This is a genomic window from Providencia hangzhouensis (assembly GCF_029193595.2).
Lineage (GTDB): Bacteria > Pseudomonadota > Gammaproteobacteria > Enterobacterales > Enterobacteriaceae > Providencia > Providencia hangzhouensis.
This window is the reverse complement of sequence record NZ_CP135052.1, coordinates 81,328-102,343: the sequence shown is the minus strand read 5'-3', so window position 1 is coordinate 102,343 and position 21,016 is coordinate 81,328. Positions and strand designations below refer to the sequence as shown.

Below are 21,016 nucleotides of genomic sequence, written 5' to 3'. Positions count from 1 at the left end.
ATAATAAGACGGCATGAAAAAAAAACGCGCTTTTTTAAAATGGGCTGGGGGTAAATACCCCCTTGTGGAAGAAATCAAAAAACACCTTCCACAAGGTGATTGCTTAATTGAGCCTTTTGTTGGTGCTGGGTCAGTGTTTTTAAACACCAGTTATGATTCATACATACTGGCAGATATCAACAGTGACCTCATCAACCTTTACAATACGGTTAAAGACCGCGCTGATGCTTTTATTGAAGAAGCCCAGCAAATCTTCACACCTGAATATAATACTTCCGAACAATATTATTTAATGCGTGAAGCCTTTAACCAATCGACCGATACTGAGAAACGCAGTGTCCTTTTTTTATACTTAAACCGCCACTGCTATAATGGGTTATGCCGCTATAATTCTCGTGGTGAATTTAACGTTCCTTTTGGCCGCTATAAAAAGCCCTATTTTCCTAAAGAAGAATTACTGTGGTTTGCTGAAAAATCACAAAATGCCACGTTTATGACTCAGCATTATGGTGAAACTTTGCTCAACGCAAAAGAGGGGTCTGTTGTCTACTGTGACCCACCATATGCACCTTTATCAGATACAGCTAACTTCACGGCGTATCACACGAATGCCTTTAATTCGCTCGAACAACAAAACTTAGCTATTTTGGCTCAAAAGTTATCAACAGAAAGTAAAATTCCTGTCTTGATCTCAAATCATGATACCCCGATGACGAGAGAGTGGTATTATCAAGCTCAATTGCATATTGTAAAAGTACGTCGCACCATTAGTAGAAATATATTAAACCGGACAAAAGTCAATGAGTTACTGGCATTATATCCGGGTATACCTAATAGCCTTTCTCCTAGAAAAACGGATAAGAAAAAAACGCAGCGCCTTGTACCTAGCGATGAATGGCTCTCAGATAACGATTAATAATCGGAGACAATAATGAAAAACTTTCTCATTGCCCCATCTATTTTATCTGCTGACTTTGCACGTTTAGGCGAAGATACCGCCAATGTTCTTGCAGCTGGTGCCGATATTGTGCATTTTGACGTTATGGACAACCACTACGTACCCAACTTAACGTTTGGCGCACCTATATGTAAAGCACTGCGAGACTACGGAATTACTGCACCTATCGATGTTCATTTAATGGTGAAGCCAGTTGACCGCATTATCCCAGATTTTGCTAAGGCCGGTGCAACCCATATTAGTTTCCATCCTGAAGCCAGCGAACATGTTGACCGCTCACTACAGTTAATTCGCGAACATGGCTGTACCGCGGGGTTAGTATTTAACCCAGCAACACCACTTAGCTACCTTGATTACGTCATGGATAAAGTTGATATGATCCTACTCATGTCTGTGAACCCAGGTTTTGGAGGCCAATCGTTTATCCCACAAACACTCAATAAATTGCGCCAAGTCCGTAAATTAATTGATGAAAGTGGCTATGATATTCGTTTGGAAGTCGACGGCGGTGTCAAAGTGAATAATATCGCAGAGATTGCAGCGGCAGGTGCCGATACCTTCGTTGCGGGTTCTGCTATTTTCGACCAACCGGACTATAAAACCGTCATCGACGCGATGCGTAACGAATTACAAAAGGTATCTCAATGACTGAAGTAGTATTAGAGAATATCAAAGCGATCGCTTTCGATTTAGACGGCACACTCGTAGATAGTGCAGCTGGCTTAGCTGAAGCCATCGACAACATGCTCAAAGAATTTAATTTTGCCCCTGCAGGTAAAGAACGCGTTTCTATTTGGGTAGGTAATGGTGTTGATGTGTTAGTTGAACGCGCACTTTCATGGGCGGGTGCCGAAATCACACCTGAGCGACAAAAAAAAGCTCGAGCCAGTTTTGATAAATTCTATGCAACGTCCGTCACAACAGGCAGCCAACTGTTTCCTGAAGTAAAAGACACTTTAGAGCAATTAGCAAAACATGACTTACCTATGGGGATTGTTACTAATAAAGCGACCCCATTTATTGCGCCATTATTAAAGAAATTAGGTATTGAACACTACTTTTCTCTAGTCTTGGGTAGCGATGACGTCAAAGCTTTAAAACCGCATCCTGCTCCCCTCTACCTAACGATGGGAACATTCGGTTTACGTAAAGAAGAATTGCTTTTTGTCGGCGATTCTCGTAATGATATTATTGCAGCGAAAAGCGCTGAATGCCCGTGTGTCGGTCTGACCTACGGTTATAACTATGGTGAATCTATTGCACTGAGTGAACCGAACTGTGTATTAACACATTTTTCTGATTTATTACCTGCAATCGGGTTATCTGAAATAAAATAAGCAAGGACATAACTAAATGAGCACTCCCACTGAAAAATTAAAGCAACCCCAAAAACCAATCGTATTCAGCGGCGCACAGCCTTCCGGTGAATTAACCATCGGTAACTACATGGGTGCATTACGTCAGTGGGTACAAATGCAAGATGACTACGACTGCATTTACTGTATCGTTGACCAGCACGCCATCACCGTTCGCCAAGACCCTGTTGAACTGCGTAAAAGAACCCTCGATACACTTGCGCTCTATTTAGCATGTGGTATTGACCCGAAAAAAAGCACCATTTTTGTGCAGTCACACGTACCACAACACGCTCAACTGAGCTGGGCGCTTAACTGCTACACCTATTTCGGTGAGTTGAGCCGTATGACTCAGTTTAAAGATAAATCTGCCCGTCACGCAGAAAATATCAATGCGGGACTCTTTGATTACCCAGTACTAATGGCAGCAGATATTTTGATTTATCAAACGAATCAAGTACCTGTTGGTATTGACCAGAAACAACACCTTGAATTGAGCCGTGATATTGCTCAACGCTTCAATGCCATTTATGGTGATATTTTCACTGTACCCGATCCATTCATTCCGACTGGTGGTGGTGCCCGTGTTATGGCTCTGCAAGATCCAACCAAGAAAATGTCTAAGTCCGATGATAACCGTAACAACGTTATCGCCTTATTAGAAGACCCGAAATCTGTCGTGAAAAAAATCAAACGTGCAATGACTGACTCTGAAGAGCCACCGCGTATTCGTTATGATTTAGAAAATAAGCCGGGTGTTTCTAATTTATTAGATATTATGTCAGGCGTAACTGGCAAAAAAATTGCAGAACTTGAAACCGAATTTGAAGGGCAAATGTATGGTCATCTTAAAGGCGCTGTGGCTGAAGCCGTTTCCGGTATGTTAACCACACTTCAAACTCGTTATCATGAATTCCGTAATAACGAAGCGCTGCTCAACCAAATTATGGATGAAGGCGCAACCAAAGCCGCTGCTCGCGCACAAGAAACGTTAGATAAAGTTTACGAAGCTATTGGTTTTGTTAAACGCCCTCAGTAACAATCATTGTATTAACTCAGTAAAAATGGGGTTTTTCCCCATTTTTACTCTAATCAATTTTCACCAATTAATTCATTGATGCTGTTTATTTCACCTTAACGCTCTGAATCTAATTGTTCATTATTTTTCAGAACATCTTGCGCCTTGCTGTAGCTTTCAATTAATAATTGATAGGCAGGGAAAATTTGCGTGTAAGCCATTGCCCACTCCGCAGCATCTTCGCGGTTCCAAGTCCCTTGCAATTCTGAAGCAACAGCAGCAGTATCCATTGGAACGACACCCGCTTGAACGACACGCGCTAAGGTAATTTCTTGCGCCATTTTGCTGTAAGTGCCTGAGGCGTCAATCACCACAAATACTTGGTAGCCATCCATCACCGCACTAATTGCAGGGAACGCCATACAAACACTGGTAATAGTTCCAGCAATAATCAGTTGCTTTTTACCTGTTGCTTTCACGGCCGCCACAAACTCTGGGTTATCCCATGCATTAATTTCACCGCGGCGTGCAATATATTGTGCATGTGGTGCATTTTGATGAATTTCTGGTATCAACGGGCCATTTGGGCCTTGAGGTACAGAAGCAGTTGTTATTACTGGAATTTTAGCTAGGGAAGCCATTTTAGCCAGAACAGCGGCGCGAGCACGTAATTCCGTCATTGGCATATCACCTACAGTTTGAAATAAACCACTCTGGTGATCGATTAATAACATCACCGCATCTTCTGGGTTAATAGCAGGACGTTGACCATTAAAATTAGCTGGGCTACTCATGATGAAACCTCTCAATCGATAAAATATGAAACCTATTTTTGATTTAAAAATAGAACGATATCCGCTCCGTTTTCGTGTTATTTAGATTAATTCATCGATTTAAAGCTGAGTAGTCCAGTTTTTGATAAACACTGTTCTATAAATAGAATAATTAGACTTTATTTTATTGTTCTATCACTGCAACAATGAAACCTATTTTTGCCACTACTGCCAAATGATTTGCTCCTTTATTATTCAGTCATCAAAACAATTTTAGGAGCAAAACCATGAAAAAAATTATTGGTATCTATCAATCTCCTCGTAGCCATTGGGTAGGAGACGGCTTCCCTGTCCGTTCAATGTTTAGCTATAACGATCATGGGAAATACCTCAACCCATTCCTTTTGCTCGACAGAGCGGGGCCTTTTGATTTCCCAAGCTCAAATTCAACAAACAGAGGCGTTGGAGAGCACCCACACCGTGGGTTTGAAACAGTCACGATTGTGTATGATGGCGAAGTCGCCCACCATGACTCTACGGGTGAAGGTGGTGTGATAGGCCCAGGTGATGTTCAGTGGATGACTGCAGCATCGGGTATTTTGCATCAAGAGTATCAGTCTGATGCCTTTATGAAAAAAGGTGGCACACTTGATATGGTGCAACTGTGGGTCAATTTGCCAGCAAAAGACAAATCAGCGGCCCCCGGCTACCAACTGTTAGAAAGCCAAAGCATGCCAAAAGTCGCATTACCCAATGATGCAGGTACATTGCGAGTGATTGCCGGTGACTATTTGGGCAATAAGGGTGCAGCACAAACCTTTAGTCCATTGGATGTATGGGATTTGCAGCTTAACAAAGGTAAAACTGTGGGTATCCCAACTAAAGCGGGACGCCATGTCGGTTTAGTCATGCTACGTGGTTCAATATTTGTTGATGGCCGTTCTGCTTTAAACGAAGGGGAACTGATGATCCTCGACGATACAGACAGCAATATTCTGTTAGAAGCCACAGAAGATGCCTTAGTGCTGTTACTCAGTGGTGATCCCATTAATGAGCCAGTTGTTGGCTACGGCCCCTTTGTGATGAATACTGTTCAAGAAATCAATGAAGCCATAAATGATTTCAACAGTGGGAAATTTGGCCGCATTCCTGAAACACAATAAATAACGAATATTTCCCTGATAGCCTAATGCGCTATCGGGGAAATTTATTTCACTGACGGCGAAATATTATCTGCTAAATAATTTAACAGTAATTGGATTGACGGCAACAACCCTTTACGTGATGGATATACTGCATGAATGATATCTTCAGGAAACTGCCATTGCGGTAATACCTCTATCAAATTCCCTGATTCAATGTCTTTTTCTACCACACCATAAGGTAGCCTTGCGATCCCGACACCTTTTAGTGCCGCGCGGTATAACGTTAAGATATCTGTTGTCGCTAACTTAGGGGTAAAATGCTGTGTAAAGCTAAGGTCGTCACTGTTTTTGAGGGTTAACGTGTAATTTTGTGAATGCTCTGTATTCGCTAACATCGGGTAATCCACCAGCTTTTCTGGTTCTATGAGTTCACCCTGCTCTGCGAATAATTGTGGGCTAGCCACTAATATACGCCGTGAATACCCTAGTACTTTCATCATTAAGCCTGAATCATCTAAGGGCAATGAACGCACGCGAATAGCTAAATCCAACCCTTCACTAATAACATCAACAGGGCGGTTAACCGCTAAGATTTGGATATCGATATCAGGGTATTTCATCATAAAATCTACAAGTAATTCATTGAGATATACTTGTAATAGTGCAACTGGGCAGGATAGTTTGATCGTTCCTTTAGGATGTGACTGAACGGAACAAATCAATTCGTGAGCAACTTCAGCTTCATCAACTACATTTTTACACTGCTGATAAAAAACTTGTCCCACTTCCGTGACATGAAACTGGCGGGTAGAACGGTAAATCAATGAAACATTAAGATTTTTTTCTAAGTCTGCAATGCGACGACTTAATTTAGATTTAGGGATCCCTAGAGCCAAACCCGCTTGTGAAAACCCACCATATTCGACAACTTTCACAAAATAGTAGAGATCATTTAAATCATATTGCATCTCATCCTCCCAACATTCCCAATCGCAATATCACCATCTTACTAAAAACCCTAAAAAAGCGCTTTAAAAATGAATACTGCCACTTAAGGCCTGCAAACAAAACAAATAGTCTGGTGAGCAAAACAACTAATTCACGATAACAAAGCGAAATAAATTAAAGTGACAGATTCGCTATTGGAGGTTTCGCATGTACCGCGCACTCAGGGAATTACTTCACCCCTATCGTTTCACATTATTATTTGCACTTATTTTACAAGCTATTGCAGGCCTCTGTTCACTCATTCCATTAATAGCAATTAGCCAAGTTGCAGTTGCTCCCGTTCATCAATATTATGAGTGGGTTATTATTGCTTGTACCGGTGGTGTAAGTTGGCTAATTTGCCAAACTCTTGCTCTGTATTTAACACATCAAACGGATAACCATCTCTGCCATCAAGTCAGACTACAACTTCTGAATAAAGTAGAAAAACTTCCATTAAACCACTTTGCCCAACATGGTAGAGACGGCTTTTTACAAATTGCAGATCGCGATGTGCGAGGGTTACATCAATTAACCGCTCATGCCCCCGCTGATATTACAAAATTGATTATCCTCCCCACAACAGCAACTCTCATTCTATTATGGCAAAATGCCCTACTCACCGTTTTTTGCTTAATACCGTTAATTGTCTCTGTTTTTTTATTTAGACAAATGCGTTCTGTGCGTTATCAGGCGCTATACACCGCACGTAACCAAGCAATGGGCTCTCTATATCAACAATACGCCGAACTCGCAGATAACCCGCTGCAAGCAAGGCAATATCCTAATCAATCCATTCAAAAGAAAGCATCACAAGCTCTATATCAATTTGAAATCGCCTTTAAACGATGGATAAGAAAAATAGGTGCCTTGAGCTCACTGACCCAAGTCGGTATCAGCAGCACATTGCTGTCATTATGGGTTATTTTTGGGGTCTCATTGCTGCCAGCGCCCGCGCCTCTCGATCAAATCATTTTGTTCATTCTATTAATCAGCAGTATCGCCGCACCGGTTGCTGCAATGGGGCATGGCGCAGACGCCTTAAACCTTGCCGTCAGCGCATCAGAACGTATTCGCCAGTTTCTAACTGAACCAGACATGCATTACGGAGAAAAGGACGTTATCCCATCCCAAGGTGAGCTCAAACTTGTCCAAGTTGACGTTAAAATAGGTGATAATCCAATATTATCAAATATTAATATCACCGTAGAGCCTAACGAATTTATCGCTATTGTCGGGGCATCTGGTGCAGGGAAAAGTACTTTATTACAGCTTATGGCGCGCTATTTAGACCCAACTGAAGGAAATGTGCTCTTTAACTCAGCGCCATTACCATCTCTATCATTGACAAGTTTGAACCGTACAGTTTCCATCGTCATGCAAAACTCCCCTCCTTTTCCTTGTTCTATCCGTGAAAATCTACAGCTATTTGCCCCCAACACCACTGAAGATAATATGTACCGTTATCTTAATGAACTAAACTTATTATCGATTGTAAAACAACAGCCTAAAGGGCTAGATGCCGTAATAGGGCGAGATATGGTGTTATCCGGTGGAGAAGCTCAACGCCTCGCAATTGCGCGTGCACTCCTATCGTCAGCGCCTTTATTGCTGCTTGATGAACCAACATCAGCGCTTGACCCACAAAATGCACAACGGGTTCTCAATTTATTACACTCCGAGCCGCGAACCTGTGTATTAATTACCCATGACTTAAGCGGTTTGAATCTAGCAGACCGCATATTATTGTTAGACAACGGAAAATTAATCGCACAAGGCTCGCATCAATACCTTTCAATACATTCAGAACCCTATCAGAAACTTTTACGTGCCTTGGAGGATAACTGTGCTTAAACGCTTATTGTACACCGTACGTAATGCTATATTTTGGATGACGCTAAGCGCTGTTTTAGAGGGAATTAGCGGGTTATTTTTATTTGTTGTTATTTTAGATTGGCACCTTGATACCACAATGCCATTAACATTATTCGCTCTTTCTATTTTAACGACATTAGCCGTAACATTTATAGCCACTCAAAAAGGCTATTTTGCTGGGGGGTTAGTGATGCGCTATCTTGCTACGGCACTTATTCACCATCTACCTCTTTCATTACAACCCATATCAAACAGCAACCAACTAATTTCAGGGCCGGTATCACAGGTTATGTCTGTACCTGCACATTTGTTGCATCCTATTATTAGTGGGTTAATTACACCTTGTACTATCGTGATCGGGGTTTTAATCTATCAAAGTACATTTGGCGCTATTTTACTGTTTATACTCTTTTTGTTATTAATTTCTTTACGCTTGTCTGCCAGCAAAATTGCTTTTTTCGAACGAGCAGTTCATGAGTCAGAACAACAAGCAATGAGTGCACTCAACCAATATGCTCTCCACCAGCCATTGATTCGTCGTTCAAGTACTCACTATGAGCACCTGCATCCTAAACTTGCCTTAGCATCCCAATATCAAACTCAGAGACAACTACAACGAAGAAGCTTGCCATTTCACTTATTATTTTCATTAATGGTACAAACCGCGTTTATTACGCTCTTTGGATTCGGAATTTATTTAGTTGATCATGCAAAGATGCCACTAAACATGTGGCTAGCCGGGTTAGTTTTATTAGCTCGTTTAATTGAGCCTATGTGGTTACTTTCTCATTTAGACCAATCAATTAGGCAAATGAAAAAAGCAATTCAACAAATCGAAAAAGCCTTGAAGGCCCCCGTGTTGAACTTTCCTTATCGTTCATTAACACCCACTATCGATAGCGTTAGCTGTGAACAGTTATCATTTTACAGTGATAATAAAAAACGCATTTTACAAAATATAAACCTTAACTTTAAAGAACATACAATTACCGTCATTGTAGGTCCATCAGGAGCAGGAAAAAGTACATTATTAGGCTTACTCACCCGCTTACAAGACCCAACACATGGCAGTGTGAACTACGGTAATAAAAATATTAAAAACCTATCACAAGAGGTGTTGTGTGCTCGCCGGGGAGTCTTACTGCAAGATAGCCGTTTATTTAGCGGTAGCGTACGCCAAAATTTGGTACTTGATGATGATAATATTGATGACCGGGCAATCAGTGCATTACTGATACAACTTAATTTCACTGCCAATCATACGTTCTTAGAAAAAGAGGTAGGTGCCGGTGGTATGTTACTTTCTGGAGGACAAAGACAACGGCTGTGTATTGCAAGGCTGATTCTACAGCATCCTAATATCATTTTAATGGATGAACCAACGGCAAGCCTTGATAATATCAATACAGCCTCCGTGATTGACCTTATTACTCAAGCAAAACAACAAACACGTATCATCGTCACCCACCAGCCTAATCTCGCTCGCCAAGCAGACCATGTTGTGTATATGGAGAAAGGAAAAATTATTGCCCAGGGAACACATCTCGAATTAATGGCGAATATACCGTGGTACCAACAGTTTATACAACAAATGCCTAAGACTTAGGCGTTATATTGCTAGCAAGTGCTTATGGCCAAATACTCTCTTTGCCATAAGCACATCGCTTTATATTAACGCTTACCAAACAACCGGTGCTTAAACTCTTCAATTCGGTGGTTATCTAAACGGTTCTGCATGGTTAAGCTCCAACTTGCGGATAACCCTGCAGCACTTAAAAGCCGCTGATACAGCTCTTCATCATAAGGGGCGTGAAATGCAATCATAATCGCTTCTTGTACTGAAATATCACTATTGCGGCTTAATAAGGTTAATGGCGTATTTTCACTAACATTGCCTGTTTTAATGACACGGTACAACCAACCACAGCGCCCATTGTCTTGCATCATTTGTGCAAAATTTTCAATTCCCGTTAACCCATTGAGCTTATAACAAGGGGAACGAGGCTGAGTGACCTGAATACGCGCATCACCCCATGCAAAAATATCCCCAATAAATACATTTTCTTCACTCATACCCAATGTTGATATATTTTCCCCAAATGCAGAGGCAACAAATAAATCGGCTAAATCAGGATACGCATTTACCCAGAAATCATAATGTTCACGAGGATAATGGCAAAGTGCTCTATCAGGCCCGCCATGGAAGCGTTTTTCAGCTTGTTCATCGCCATCAAGTCCCAATTGCCCTAACATCAATAACCCATCGGCAGCTTGCTTGTGAATAGCGCTGTGCCCACAAAACTGGGTTGCTTGGACTTTACCGATAAAAACTTGGGGAGATACTTTCATGCAAGATCACACCTTAATACTCACATAGGATGAAATAACTGTTACTGTGTTCAAGTTACCATAACCCATGGTTAATAACCTCACTAATTTTTAGCAGGGCTCCTATCAATGTCAGCTCTAAAATAATATATATCAATAGCCCCCAAGTGAGCGTAATCCACCAAGAATTAAACCACTTTAAAAATATCCATGGAAACCCAAGAATACGCGATACGGTTATCCCTGGTAACCTCAATTTTGGTATCCCTTTTGTCTTTGGTACTATTTGCCAGATGATCATTAACAAGAACATACCGCTAAACATGATAGTTCCCACCTGATTATCACCACCTTTAATTGTAATATTCACTACGTCAGCAATGACAGACATAATGAATACATATATCCCTGTTAGCACCATTATCGAAAATAGAAAATCTACCAATAAAAATATAGCGCCAAAAGTGTCTTTATTTTTATTTAAAAAGAAAAATAATAACGCATCGCTAAGATATAAATAGAAAATAAAAATCATCGCAACTGCGATAATAACCCGGTTATCGATATCCGGAGACGGCGCCGCAATACAAAATATACTTCCCCAAAACATAAGAAGAAATAAATGAGAAAGAGAAAAACATACTCTAGGTTGACTGAAAAAAGCGGCCACTGCTGGATTAACTCGATCTGCAAGCTCTGGGTAATTTTGTATCAACTGCTGATATTGCTTCATCAACAAATCCAGCACCCCAGGTACTAACCGCATCCACCCAGTCACTTCTGCCTGCTTTCCAATTAAAAATTGCATTGTAAATGCTGAGATCGAGTACTTATGTGATGCTTCAATTTCGCAATCTCGCCATGCACGTTCAACAGCAGTTTTACGTAATTGATTTTGAATACCTTCTTGAATAAACATTGGAACCACACTGTCTGAATTATAATCATTTAACTGCCAATTCAATAATTCAGAAGCACAATCTACGGTCGATTCCATTAAGCCCTGCTGTTGTGATAATGCTTTGGCAAAATCCTTATGAAACTGAGCAAAAATGTGTAAATTGCCTTTTTCCATCACATGAGCCCAAAGAAAAGATAGCGCGGCCTTCCCTTTGCTTTCATTCTCCACAATCAGGCTCGCGACAGTATCAATTTCATCTTGAGTATAAACAGCTTCAGCCACAGTGATAGCTGGTAAAGGTTCATCCACTACAAATGTGTTTGATAGCCAATCAGAAAAATAAATATCTTGATACCTGGTGTGTTCATTTAATAATACGGCTTCACCATAACTTTCGTCTTCAGAAGCAACTTCAGGCTGAGAACTCACTTGATAAGAGGATACGTTTTTTGCATTTTCAAATGCTTCTCTTAGCTGCTGATACTCTTTTGGATGAGTATCGGGTCGATATTTTTTGAGTTGCTTTGCATAAGCCCTACGGATTTCTTTTTCATCATGAGTGAACGGAATTCCCAATATTTGCCACATATCCATTAATGCAAATCCCTTTCATATCGTTTCAAAAGTTGAACAACTTGCTGGCGAAATGTTGCGATCAAGCGTAAATCTTGGCTATTTAACGCTATCTCAAACTCAGTTGTTATCTTATCGACCCAAAGTCTGTCATCACCGAGCAAGAATTCATATAATTGAGAACAACGGGCTAACAATTCTCTATTTTCAGGCATATTCCTTGGATGCTGCTTTAACCCTGCAATTTTTGCCAAGCTGGCTGAAATTTGAGCCTCACTCATTTGACCCGGTACCTTTTCAATCAATAACCGATAAACCTTAGGGCTACCTTGATAATGACACTCAACTTCAAGTAAACCATCAACCGTGTAAGTAAACCTAACTTCAATCGTCACTTCCCCGGCTGGTCGTGGAGGAATATCTATCTTTAATTCCCCAAGGAAAACATTATCTTTGACTAGGCGAGCTTCACCTTGATATACCTTGAGTAAAATATGCTCTTGGTTATCTACAATTGTACTTAGCTCCTGCATCTTACTGATAGGCAAGAAATTATTGCGTTCAATAATAGGAAGATAGTAACCAAATTCAAAACGCTCACCATGCTGTTTCGTGGTATCAACCCCCAATGAAAATGGCATGACATCGGTTAAAACGATATCATCCAAAGCGCAATCTGCCATTACCATACCTGCTTGGACACCAGCCCCTAAAGCAACTGCCTCATCAGGATTTAAATCATGCCGTGGAAATCGCCCGAAAAGACGAGCTACGGTTTGTCTAACGAGAGGCATACGTGTCGCCCCTCCCACTAGCAATATATCGTCAAGATCATTAAGCGAAAAACGGGAGTCATGCAATGCCTGTAAAATAGGTTGTTGAAGACGAGCTAATAAAGGCTGACAACAAGTAGCTAGCTCTTGTTCTGTCATTTTCCATTCAAAATCTGACTCATTCCAATGCATAGAAACATAGCATTCTGGTGCTTGACTCAAGGCTAACTTGAGATGTTCCGCCAATTTCAATAATTCAGGCCGTATCAGAAACTTATCTTTGTGTAATTCGGGGTACTTTTTCAACATCCATTGATAAATCACTTCACGAAAATCATCACCGCCTAAGCGTACATCACCACTACTAGCACAAACTTCGATAACGCCTTCAAACATATCGATGATCGATACGTCAAACGTGCCCCCTCCTAGGTCAAATGTGAGGTATTTATGTTCTTTATTTTCGAGTAACCCAAAAGCAAGTGAAGCGGCTGTTGGCTCATTTAATAACCTTACAACATTCAATCCAGCAAGCTGCCCCGCTGTTTTAACTGCGCGGCGCTGGACGTCATTAAAATAAGCAGGAACTGTAATTATGGCGTCTTTGACGGCATAACCTAACCATGCTTCAACATCATCTTTAAGTTGACGTAACAACAAAGCGGAGACTTCTTCAGCACGAAATACAAGCTTACCTAGTGTTATAGTGGCATCGGTTCCCATATAACGTTTGAAACTCGCTTTAGTTATATTAGGATGACTTTGTAAACGTTCATGAGCAGCTTGTCCTACGATAATCTGGCCTTCATCATCTAAACCAACCACAGAAGGTGTTAGAACGTTTCCTTGTAGATTAGGAATTAGGACTGATTTGCCATCTAACCACAAACTTACCGCACTGTTACTTGTCCCAAGGTCAATCCCCATGACTAAGTGTGTTGCTAAACGATCCATTTTTATTTATTCCTTATTTATCAACAAACTAAATCCATATCATTATTGAAATAAATTAATAACCAATATTTTAAATGATAATGAGTTTTATTTAACAATAAAAAGTAAAGTTTTGGAATCGATATCAAATTGTAGGCATAAAAAAAGCGCAGCATTAACGCTGCGCTTATAGCAAATTACGTTATCTTATAAGATTATTTAGCTTTCGCTGCAAAACGTGCCGCTGCTTCATCCCAGTTCACAACTGACCAGAATGCTTTAATATAATCAGGACGGCGGTTTTGGAATTTCAGATAATAAGCGTGTTCCCATACGTCTAAACCGATGATTGGGTAACCAGATGCGCCTGAAATAGCCTCACCCATTAATGGGCTGTCTTGGTTCGCTGTTGAAACTACAGCTAATTTACCGTCATCTTTCAGAACCAGCCATGCCCAACCAGAACCGAAACGGGTTGCAGCTGCTTTTTCAAACAGTTCTTTGAATGCATCAACGCTACCGAAATCACGCTCAATCGCAGCTTTTAATTCGCCTTTTAATTCAGTACCTAATTTCAAACCTTTCCAGAACAGACTATGGTTTGAGTGGCCACCTGCGTTGTTACGAACAAACGTACGTTGATCAGCAGGAATTTGGTCTAATTTTTGAATCAGAACATCGATATCTAAACCTGCTAATTCAGGTAGTTTTTCTAACGCTGTATTGGTGTTAGTCACATAGGTTTGATGGTGCTTAGTATGGTGGATTTCCATGGTTTGCTTGTCAAAATGTGGTTCCAACGCATCATAAGCATAAGGTAAAGCAGGTAATGTATAACTCATATTATTGTCTCCAGTGACGTAAATACCGCTATGTTTCTCATTTTTACCACAAGGCTCATAGGGTAAACACTTGCGTAACTTCGCACCTTGTGAATAACTATCTATTATAGTTATTTTACTGTTAATGAAAATCATTATCAAACCCATGAGAAATGTATGGATATTTATATTCGCTATGAGAACTTGTTTATTCAGTAACTAATACCAACAACCCCGCCATTTATTTTTCTTTAAATCTACCTTTTATTATATTTTTAGATTTATATGTCAATTTGACATTTAGCATCAAATGATAATCCTGCAAATCTCATTACAATTAATACGTGATCTTCCGCGCAAAAGAAAAACAAATTTAAAAATCGTGCTTTAGTTAACCATTTTTTGACATAGTATTAACATCTGCAAGGAGATAATAATATGACTCAAATAACTAAACATCCCGTTCCTGCTGAAATTGCAAAAAATGCCCTGATAAACGAACAACAGTATAACGATGAGTACCAACGCTCGATTCAAGACCCTGAAGGATTTTGGGGCGAAAAAGGAAAAATCGTTGATTGGATTAAACCGTACACTCGTGTTAAAAACACCTCTTTTGACCCCGGGCACATCGATATCCGCTGGTTTGAAGACGGTACATTAAATTTAAGTGCTAACTGTTTGGATCGCCATCTGGCTGAAAAAGGCGACCAAACTGCGATTATTTGGGAAGGCGATGACCCTTCATCGTCAAAAAATGTCACTTACCGCGAACTGCACCATGATGTTTGTCAGTTTGCGAATGTCCTAAAACAACAAGGGATCCGTAAAGGTGATGTCGTCGCCATTTACATGCCGATGGTTGTCGAAGCTGCTGTCGCGATGCTAGCTTGTGCTCGTATTGGTGCTATACATACGGTCATTTTTGCTGGTTTCTCCCCTGAGGCGGTCTCTGGTCGCGTTATCGACTGTAAAGCGAAGCTTATCATCACTGCAGATGAAGGCTTACGTGCTGGCCGTGCAATTCCATTAAAGAAAAATGTAGATGACGCACTCGCCAACCCACAAGTCACAACGGTTTCTAATGTGATTGTTTACCAACGCACAGGCAACGCGCCGAGCTGGATAGAAGGCCGTGATCTCTGGTGGCACGACGTCATCAAAGGCGTCAGTGCAGATTGCCCTCCAGAAGAAATCAACGCAGAAGACCCGCTGTTCATCCTATATACCTCAGGCTCTACAGGTAAACCGAAAGGCGTTCTGCATACCACTGGCGGTTATTTAGTCTATGCCACACTGACATTTAAATACACCTTCGACTACCATCCAGGTGAAGTCTATTGGTGTACTGCAGATGTAGGCTGGGTAACAGGCCATAGCTATTTGTTATATGGGCCATTATCCAATGGCGCTAAAACATTAATGTTCGAAGGGGTACCTAATTACCCAGAAGTTAACCGAATGAGCCAAGTGGTTGATAAACACCAAGTCAATATCCTTTATACTGCCCCAACGGCTATCCGCGCATTAATGGCCGAAGGCGATAAAGCCATTGAAGGTACAGATCGCAACTCATTACGAATTCTCGGCTCCGTGGGGGAACCCATTAACCCTGAAGCTTGGGAATGGTTCTATAAAAAAATTGGTAACAGCCGCTGCCCTGTTGTCGATACATGGTGGCAAACCGAAACAGGTGGTTTCATGATCACACCACTTCCGGGGGCAACCATGTTAAAGCCAGGGTCTGCAACATTGCCATTCTTTGGTGTTCGCCCTGCATTAGTCGATAACCTTGGTGAACCTATCGAAGGCGCCACAGAAGGTAACTTAGTGATTGTTGATTCATGGCCGGGCCAAGCCCGAACCTTATTCGGCGATCACGAACGCTTCGAGCAAACCTACTTCTCAACCTTTAAAGGCATGTACTTTAGTGGTGATGGTGCTCGTCGTGATGAAGATGGTTATTACTGGATCACTGGCCGTGTTGACGATGTACTGAATATTTCGGGCCACCGTTTAGGTACCGCAGAAATAGAATCAGCGCTCGTTGCACATCCGAAAGTGGCTGAAGCTGCCGTGGTCGGTATTCCTCATAATATTAAAGGCCAAGCAATCTATGCTTATGTCACATTAATATCTGGGGTTGAGCCATCACCAGAGCTATACACCGAAGTTCGCAACTGGGTTCGTAAGGAAATCGGCCCTATTGCCACCCCGGATGTACTTCACTGGACGGATTCACTACCCAAAACCCGTTCCGGTAAAATCATGCGTCGCATCCTACGAAAAATTGCATCAGGAGACACCAGTAATTTCGGAGATACCTCCACTCTGGCTGATCCAGGTGTTGTCGAAAAACTACTCGAAGAAAAACAGTCTATGAGTATGTCATAACGCCAAAAGGCCAACTCATAGAGGCGGCCTTACATACATCCCAACAAGATGGTTTACTCTAAATAATTCGAGGTGCAGCTAGGCGACAAGCGAACGAAACACGAGGAGCATACATAAGTATGTGACTCGTGTGAGTGAGTGCAGTCAACAAAGCTGCAACTTGAAGTATGACGAGTATAACAGAGGAGAACTCTGATGAATGCTACTGCTTACGAAAAGGTAGAGGATAACCCTCGCTTTCAAGAACTGGTTAGGAAACGTAGTCGCTTTTCATGGTTGTTATCTGCAATAACGCTCGTGCTGTATGTGGGTTTTATTTTTCTTATCGCTTTTGACCCAAGTTGGCTTGGAACACCAATATCCGAAGGTTCATACATAACAAGAGGGATCCCTGTTGGTGTAGGACTAATCGTCATTTCGTTTTTACTTACAGGGCTTTACGTCATCCGAGCCAACGGTGAATATGACCGCTTAACGGCAGAAATTTTAAAAGAGGTAGAAAAATGAAAATATTGCTCTCACTCATTCTCTTTTTTACCTCATCAATGGCGTTTTCTGATGCATTGACAGGGGATGTTGAACGCCAGCCTGTAAATATTCAGGCGATTGTGATGTTCTTACTGTTTGTCGGCTTCACTCTGTATATTACCTACTGGGCGTCAAAAAGAACGCGTTCTCGCTCTGATTACTACACTGCGGGCGGGAAAATTACTGGTTTCCAAAACGGGATGGCTATCGCGGGTGACTTTATGTCTGCAGCCTCCTTCTTAGGGATCTCTGCTCTGGTTTATACCTCTGGCTATGATGGCTTAATCTACTCGATTGGCTTCTTAATTGGCTGGCCGATCATTCTATTCTTAATTGCCGAGCGCTTACGTAATTTAGGTCGCTATACCTTCGCTGATGTTGCTTCTTATCGATTAAAACAAAGACCCATTCGGATTCTATCTGCGGTTGGCTCTCTAGTTGTTGTTGCACTGTATCTTATTGCTCAAATGGTTGGTGCAGGTAAATTAATTGAATTGTTATTTGGTCTCAATTACCACGTCGCGGTTGTTATTGTGGGTATATTGATGGTGCTATATGTCCTATTTGGTGGAATGTTAGCCACAACTTGGGTGCAAATTATTAAAGCCATCTTGTTATTAGCGGGTGCAACATTCATGGCCGTTATGGTTATGAAGCATGTTGGCTTTAACTTTAATACCTTATTTAAAGAAGCCGTTGAAGTTCATAAAAATGGTATTGCTATTATGAGCCCAGGAGGACTGGTTTCCGACCCAATATCCGCCTTATCCCTTGGTCTTGCATTGATGTTTGGTACCGCTGGCCTCCCTCACATTATTATGCGATTCTTCACCGTTAGTGACGCTAAAGAAGCTCGTAAAAGTGTGTTCTATGCCACTGGATTTATCGGTTACTTTTACATACTAACCTTTATTATTGGTTTTGGTGCCATCGTTCTAGTCAGTTCCAATCCTGCATTTAAAGATGCTACTGGAGCACTTATCGGTGGAACAAACATGGCTGCTGTTCACCTTGCAGATGCCGTCGGTGGCAATTTCTTCTTAGGCTTTATTTCTGCAGTTGCATTCGCCACTATCCTTGCTGTTGTTGCTGGTTTAACCTTAGCAGGCGCCTCCGCGGTTTCTCATGACCTATATGCGATGGCAATGAAAAATGGTAAAGCGGATGAAAAAGATGAATTACGTGTCTCTAAAATTACCGTTGTTATCTTAGGTTTTGTTGCAATTGGCCTCGGTATTTTGTTTGAAAAACAAAACATTGCCTTCATGGTCGGCTTAGCATTCTCTATTGCGGCTAGTTGTAACTTCCCAATCATTTTACTGTCGATGTACTGGCGTAAGCTGACAACTCGCGGTGCATTGGCTGGCGGTTGGTTAGGGCTAATTACTGCTGTTGTTTTAATGATTTTAGGACCAACCATCTGGGTCAGTATTCTTCACCATGAAAAACCAATCTATCCATATGAGTACCCAGCCTTCTTCTCCATGATTGTTGCATTTGTTGCTTCATGGTTATTCTCTGTAACAGATAATTCACAACAAGGAAAAATGGAGAGGGAACGTTTCAAAGAACAGTTTATTCGTTCACAAATTGGGCTTGGTATTGAGCAGGGTAAATCACATTAACGTCTATCTCTCATAATTATATAGAATAAAAAACGGCTATTTATGCCGTTTTTTATTCTATTAATAATTTAAATGTCAAATAACAATAATCACATCTATTTATAATAAATTCAATTATCATCACTAAAATATAAATATTAAAATCATTACGATGGAAAATTAACTTAAAATAAATAACCATCTATATCATGCAAATACTAAAAATTGGTAGGTTTATATTTTATTTATCCTTGACCTTACTAGAATTTATATCTATTAATTAAAAAGCTAATAATCCTTTTTCTATCTAAACAAGGAAAATTTATGTTTTACAATCCCGATATAAAAAAACTCGAGAAGATAAAAAATTTAAAAATAAGCACATCTACAATTATTGACATTCTAGATGGATTAACATCAGGTAGTGTTTTATCTCATGAACTACATCCTCTTAATATGAACGATTTTTATATCGTCGGACATGCATATACCGTTCAATGGAAATTAATTAAAAAAGAAAAATGTATCATAGAGAAACAATCATCAACATGGGAACAAGTCCAACAGTTTCTCGTACCTGAATTACATAACGCAAGTGGACTTATTTATGTTGCTGGCTATGGTGATTTAATGAAACATGCTGCTCTAGCCGGAGGAATGAGTTGCACCTATTTTCAGCAACTCGGCTTCAACGGTATTATTTTAGGTGGCGCCGTTAGGGACATTCAAGAATTACGAGATCTGAATATCCCTGTCATCGCGAGTAATATAATTCCATCAGACACTCAAGGTGCTTACTATGTCAGTGAGACAGGCACTTCATGCAGAATTGAAGACAATATCATCCAGACTGGCGATCTCATCATTTCAGACGCAAACGGGAGTGTCGTTGTTCCATTAGATATGATTGATAAAGTCTTTGAAGAAGCTGTAAAAATTAATAACACTGAAAATACAATGCTAGCTCAAATTAAATCAGGGAGAAGACTCCCTGATTTAATAAACGAAACAGGAAGAATATAATCTATATGAGGTATTGCCATGTTTACTATCCATACATTAGGCCCTAAAGGAACAAATTGCGAGAAAGCTGCACATTATTATTTAGAAAAAAATGACTTAGATGGAAATGTTATATTACACGAAACACTTGAAATCGCTGTAGAAAAAATAAAAAAGGATAATAACTGCATATTACTCGGTTGTATTGTTTATCCTTATTTACACAACATAGTCTTTCAAAACTTAACTTTTTTAAAGTTGACTGATTGTTTTGTATTGGATACTCATAACATGTTATTTGCAAGTCGCTATACTGACCTGAATAAAATAAAAAAAATAGGTTCACATCCTGCACCTAAAGATTTATTTTCAGAGGTTAATGGCTTAAATAAACCAATTGAGTCTTTATTGTTTAATTCCAATAGTGAAGCGGCTTTACAATGCGCCAATGGAACTGTTGATGCATGTATCACTACGCTAAAAGCAGCTAAAAACCATAACCTCAATATATTACATGACTTTGGTCCCGTTCCTATGGGGTTCTCAATCCACTCAAAGATTAATTAATCATTTAATAAATACTCTATTTAATATTCCCCTATTTTTATATAAGGTAACAATATGAGCCTCTTTTTATCTAAAGAAATGATCTCCTATGATATGGACCTAAACCGTAATGAAGGAGAGGAAAGCAAAATACAAGCAAAATTCATTCATGGTACCGGTTTTACTATTGCCTTTTGGACATTCAAGCCAAAAGCGATTATCCCAGAACATGTCCATGAACATGAAACTGCAACAACAATATTAAAAGGTTCGTTAAGATTAACTGTTGATGGTCGAACCGTTTTCTTACACGCAGGTGACTCTTTTATCATCCCTTCTTGGGCTGTTCATGATGCGGAAGCACTTGAGCCTTCAGAAGTTATCGATGTATATACACCTGTGCGTGAAGACTATCTTGCAAGACAAAATGGTACTCTCACAACGTACCTCAACACATCTCAGTCAAAATAATCTTTCCTCATCCTTACTTTTTACTCTCATG

The 21,016-nt window shown here is 40.5% G+C and carries 19 protein-coding genes; 13 read left to right on the top strand and 6 right to left on the bottom strand.

Annotation, left to right across the window (positions count from 1 at the left end):
- The first annotated feature begins 13 nt into the window (after positions 1-13).
- Genes dam through trpS form a run of 4 tightly spaced genes read left to right on the top strand, consistent with a single transcriptional unit; the run spans position 14 to position 3,352 of the window.
- Complete coding sequence (dam, locus tag PZ638_RS00415; RefSeq protein WP_004263205.1) at positions 14-916, top strand: adenine-specific DNA-methyltransferase; 903 nt, start codon at positions 14-16, stop codon at positions 914-916.
- Between the two features lie 15 nt (positions 917-931).
- A complete protein-coding gene (gene rpe / locus PZ638_RS00410; RefSeq protein WP_004263207.1) occupies positions 932-1,606 on the top strand; it encodes a ribulose-phosphate 3-epimerase in 675 nt (224 codons plus the stop codon).
- Entirely contained in the window at positions 1,603-2,295 is a 693-nt protein-coding gene (locus PZ638_RS00405; RefSeq protein WP_206277630.1) for a phosphoglycolate phosphatase, read from the top strand. Before rpe ends, PZ638_RS00405 begins: the two co-directional genes overlap by 4 nt.
- Before the next feature lie 16 nt (positions 2,296-2,311).
- Positions 2,312-3,352 (top strand): tryptophan--tRNA ligase, encoded by a 1,041-nt coding sequence (gene trpS / locus PZ638_RS00400; RefSeq protein ID WP_206277631.1) that lies wholly within the window; start codon positions 2,312-2,314, stop codon positions 3,350-3,352.
- A gap of 95 nt (positions 3,353-3,447) precedes the next feature.
- Here the strand turns inward: trpS and PZ638_RS00395 are convergent, their stop codons facing one another.
- Positions 3,448-4,125 (bottom strand): hydrolase, encoded by a 678-nt coding sequence (locus PZ638_RS00395; protein WP_004906617.1) that lies wholly within the window; start codon positions 4,123-4,125, stop codon positions 3,448-3,450.
- Positions 4,126-4,391: 266 nt separating this feature from the next.
- Between PZ638_RS00395 and PZ638_RS00390 the strand changes: the two genes are divergently transcribed.
- Positions 4,392-5,267 (top strand): pirin family protein, encoded by an 876-nt coding sequence (locus PZ638_RS00390; RefSeq protein ID WP_206277633.1) that lies wholly within the window; start codon positions 4,392-4,394, stop codon positions 5,265-5,267.
- 44 nt (positions 5,268-5,311) lie between these two features.
- Here PZ638_RS00390 and PZ638_RS00385 read toward each other — a convergent pair whose 3' ends face one another.
- Positions 5,312-6,217: a LysR substrate-binding domain-containing protein gene (locus tag PZ638_RS00385; protein WP_094962891.1), complete on the bottom strand. Its 906-nt coding sequence runs from the start codon at positions 6,215-6,217 to the stop codon at positions 5,312-5,314.
- 187 nt (positions 6,218-6,404) lie between these two features.
- On the opposite strand from PZ638_RS00385, the gene PZ638_RS00380 reads away from it, so the two are divergent.
- Positions 6,405-8,090 carry an ABC transporter ATP-binding protein gene (locus PZ638_RS00380; protein ID WP_206277634.1) on the top strand — a complete coding sequence of 562 codons (1,686 nt, stop codon included), beginning with the start codon at positions 6,405-6,407 and terminating at the stop codon, positions 8,088-8,090.
- Positions 8,083-9,717: an ATP-binding cassette domain-containing protein gene (locus tag PZ638_RS00375; RefSeq protein ID WP_275612170.1), complete on the top strand. Its 1,635-nt coding sequence runs from the start codon at positions 8,083-8,085 to the stop codon at positions 9,715-9,717. Before PZ638_RS00380 ends, PZ638_RS00375 begins: the two co-directional genes overlap by 8 nt.
- 65 nt (positions 9,718-9,782) lie before the next feature.
- Here the strand turns inward: PZ638_RS00375 and yiiM are convergent, their stop codons facing one another.
- The 4 genes from yiiM to sodA all read right to left on the bottom strand — a co-directional run bounded on the left by yiiM (position 9,783) and on the right by sodA (position 14,461).
- Positions 9,783-10,460 (bottom strand): 6-hydroxyaminopurine reductase, encoded by a 678-nt coding sequence (gene yiiM, locus PZ638_RS00370; RefSeq protein ID WP_110592749.1) that lies wholly within the window; start codon positions 10,458-10,460, stop codon positions 9,783-9,785.
- A 55-nt stretch (positions 10,461-10,515) separates the two neighbouring features.
- Complete coding sequence (locus tag PZ638_RS00365) at positions 10,516-11,934, bottom strand: J domain-containing protein (protein WP_180312270.1); 1,419 nt, start codon at positions 11,932-11,934, stop codon at positions 10,516-10,518.
- Positions 11,934-13,640 (bottom strand): Hsp70 family protein, encoded by a 1,707-nt coding sequence (locus PZ638_RS00360; RefSeq protein WP_275612169.1) that lies wholly within the window; start codon positions 13,638-13,640, stop codon positions 11,934-11,936. The genes PZ638_RS00365 and PZ638_RS00360 overlap by 1 nt, the downstream gene beginning before the upstream one ends.
- Before the next feature lie 194 nt (positions 13,641-13,834).
- On the bottom strand, positions 13,835-14,461 hold the full coding sequence (gene sodA / locus PZ638_RS00355; RefSeq protein ID WP_094962904.1) for a superoxide dismutase [Mn]: 627 nt from the start codon (positions 14,459-14,461) through the stop codon (positions 13,835-13,837).
- Positions 14,462-14,878: 417 nt separating this feature from the next.
- Between sodA and acs the strand changes: the two genes are divergently transcribed.
- From acs to PZ638_RS00325, 6 genes are all read left to right on the top strand, one after another.
- Positions 14,879-16,834 carry an acetate--CoA ligase gene (acs, locus tag PZ638_RS00350; RefSeq protein ID WP_272674401.1) on the top strand — a complete coding sequence of 652 codons (1,956 nt, stop codon included), beginning with the start codon at positions 14,879-14,881 and terminating at the stop codon, positions 16,832-16,834.
- A gap of 195 nt (positions 16,835-17,029) precedes the next feature.
- The gene (locus PZ638_RS00345; RefSeq protein ID WP_144141072.1) at positions 17,030-17,341 is read left to right on the top strand and encodes a DUF485 domain-containing protein; all 312 of its coding nucleotides are present in this window, start codon (positions 17,030-17,032) and stop codon (positions 17,339-17,341) included.
- Positions 17,338-18,987, top strand: a complete 1,650-nt coding sequence (actP, locus tag PZ638_RS00340; protein WP_094962897.1) for a cation/acetate symporter ActP — start codon at positions 17,338-17,340, stop codon at positions 18,985-18,987. The genes PZ638_RS00345 and actP overlap by 4 nt, the downstream gene beginning before the upstream one ends.
- 303 nt (positions 18,988-19,290) lie before the next feature.
- Positions 19,291-19,989 carry an RraA family protein gene (locus PZ638_RS00335; protein ID WP_144141880.1) on the top strand — a complete coding sequence of 233 codons (699 nt, stop codon included), beginning with the start codon at positions 19,291-19,293 and terminating at the stop codon, positions 19,987-19,989.
- Between the two features lie 18 nt (positions 19,990-20,007).
- A complete protein-coding gene (locus PZ638_RS00330; RefSeq protein WP_112308039.1) occupies positions 20,008-20,535 on the top strand; it encodes a prephenate dehydratase domain-containing protein in 528 nt (175 codons plus the stop codon).
- A 54-nt stretch (positions 20,536-20,589) separates the two neighbouring features.
- On the top strand, positions 20,590-20,985 hold the full coding sequence (locus PZ638_RS00325) for a cupin domain-containing protein (RefSeq protein WP_094962899.1): 396 nt from the start codon (positions 20,590-20,592) through the stop codon (positions 20,983-20,985).
- Positions 20,986-21,016 lie beyond the last annotated feature (31 nt).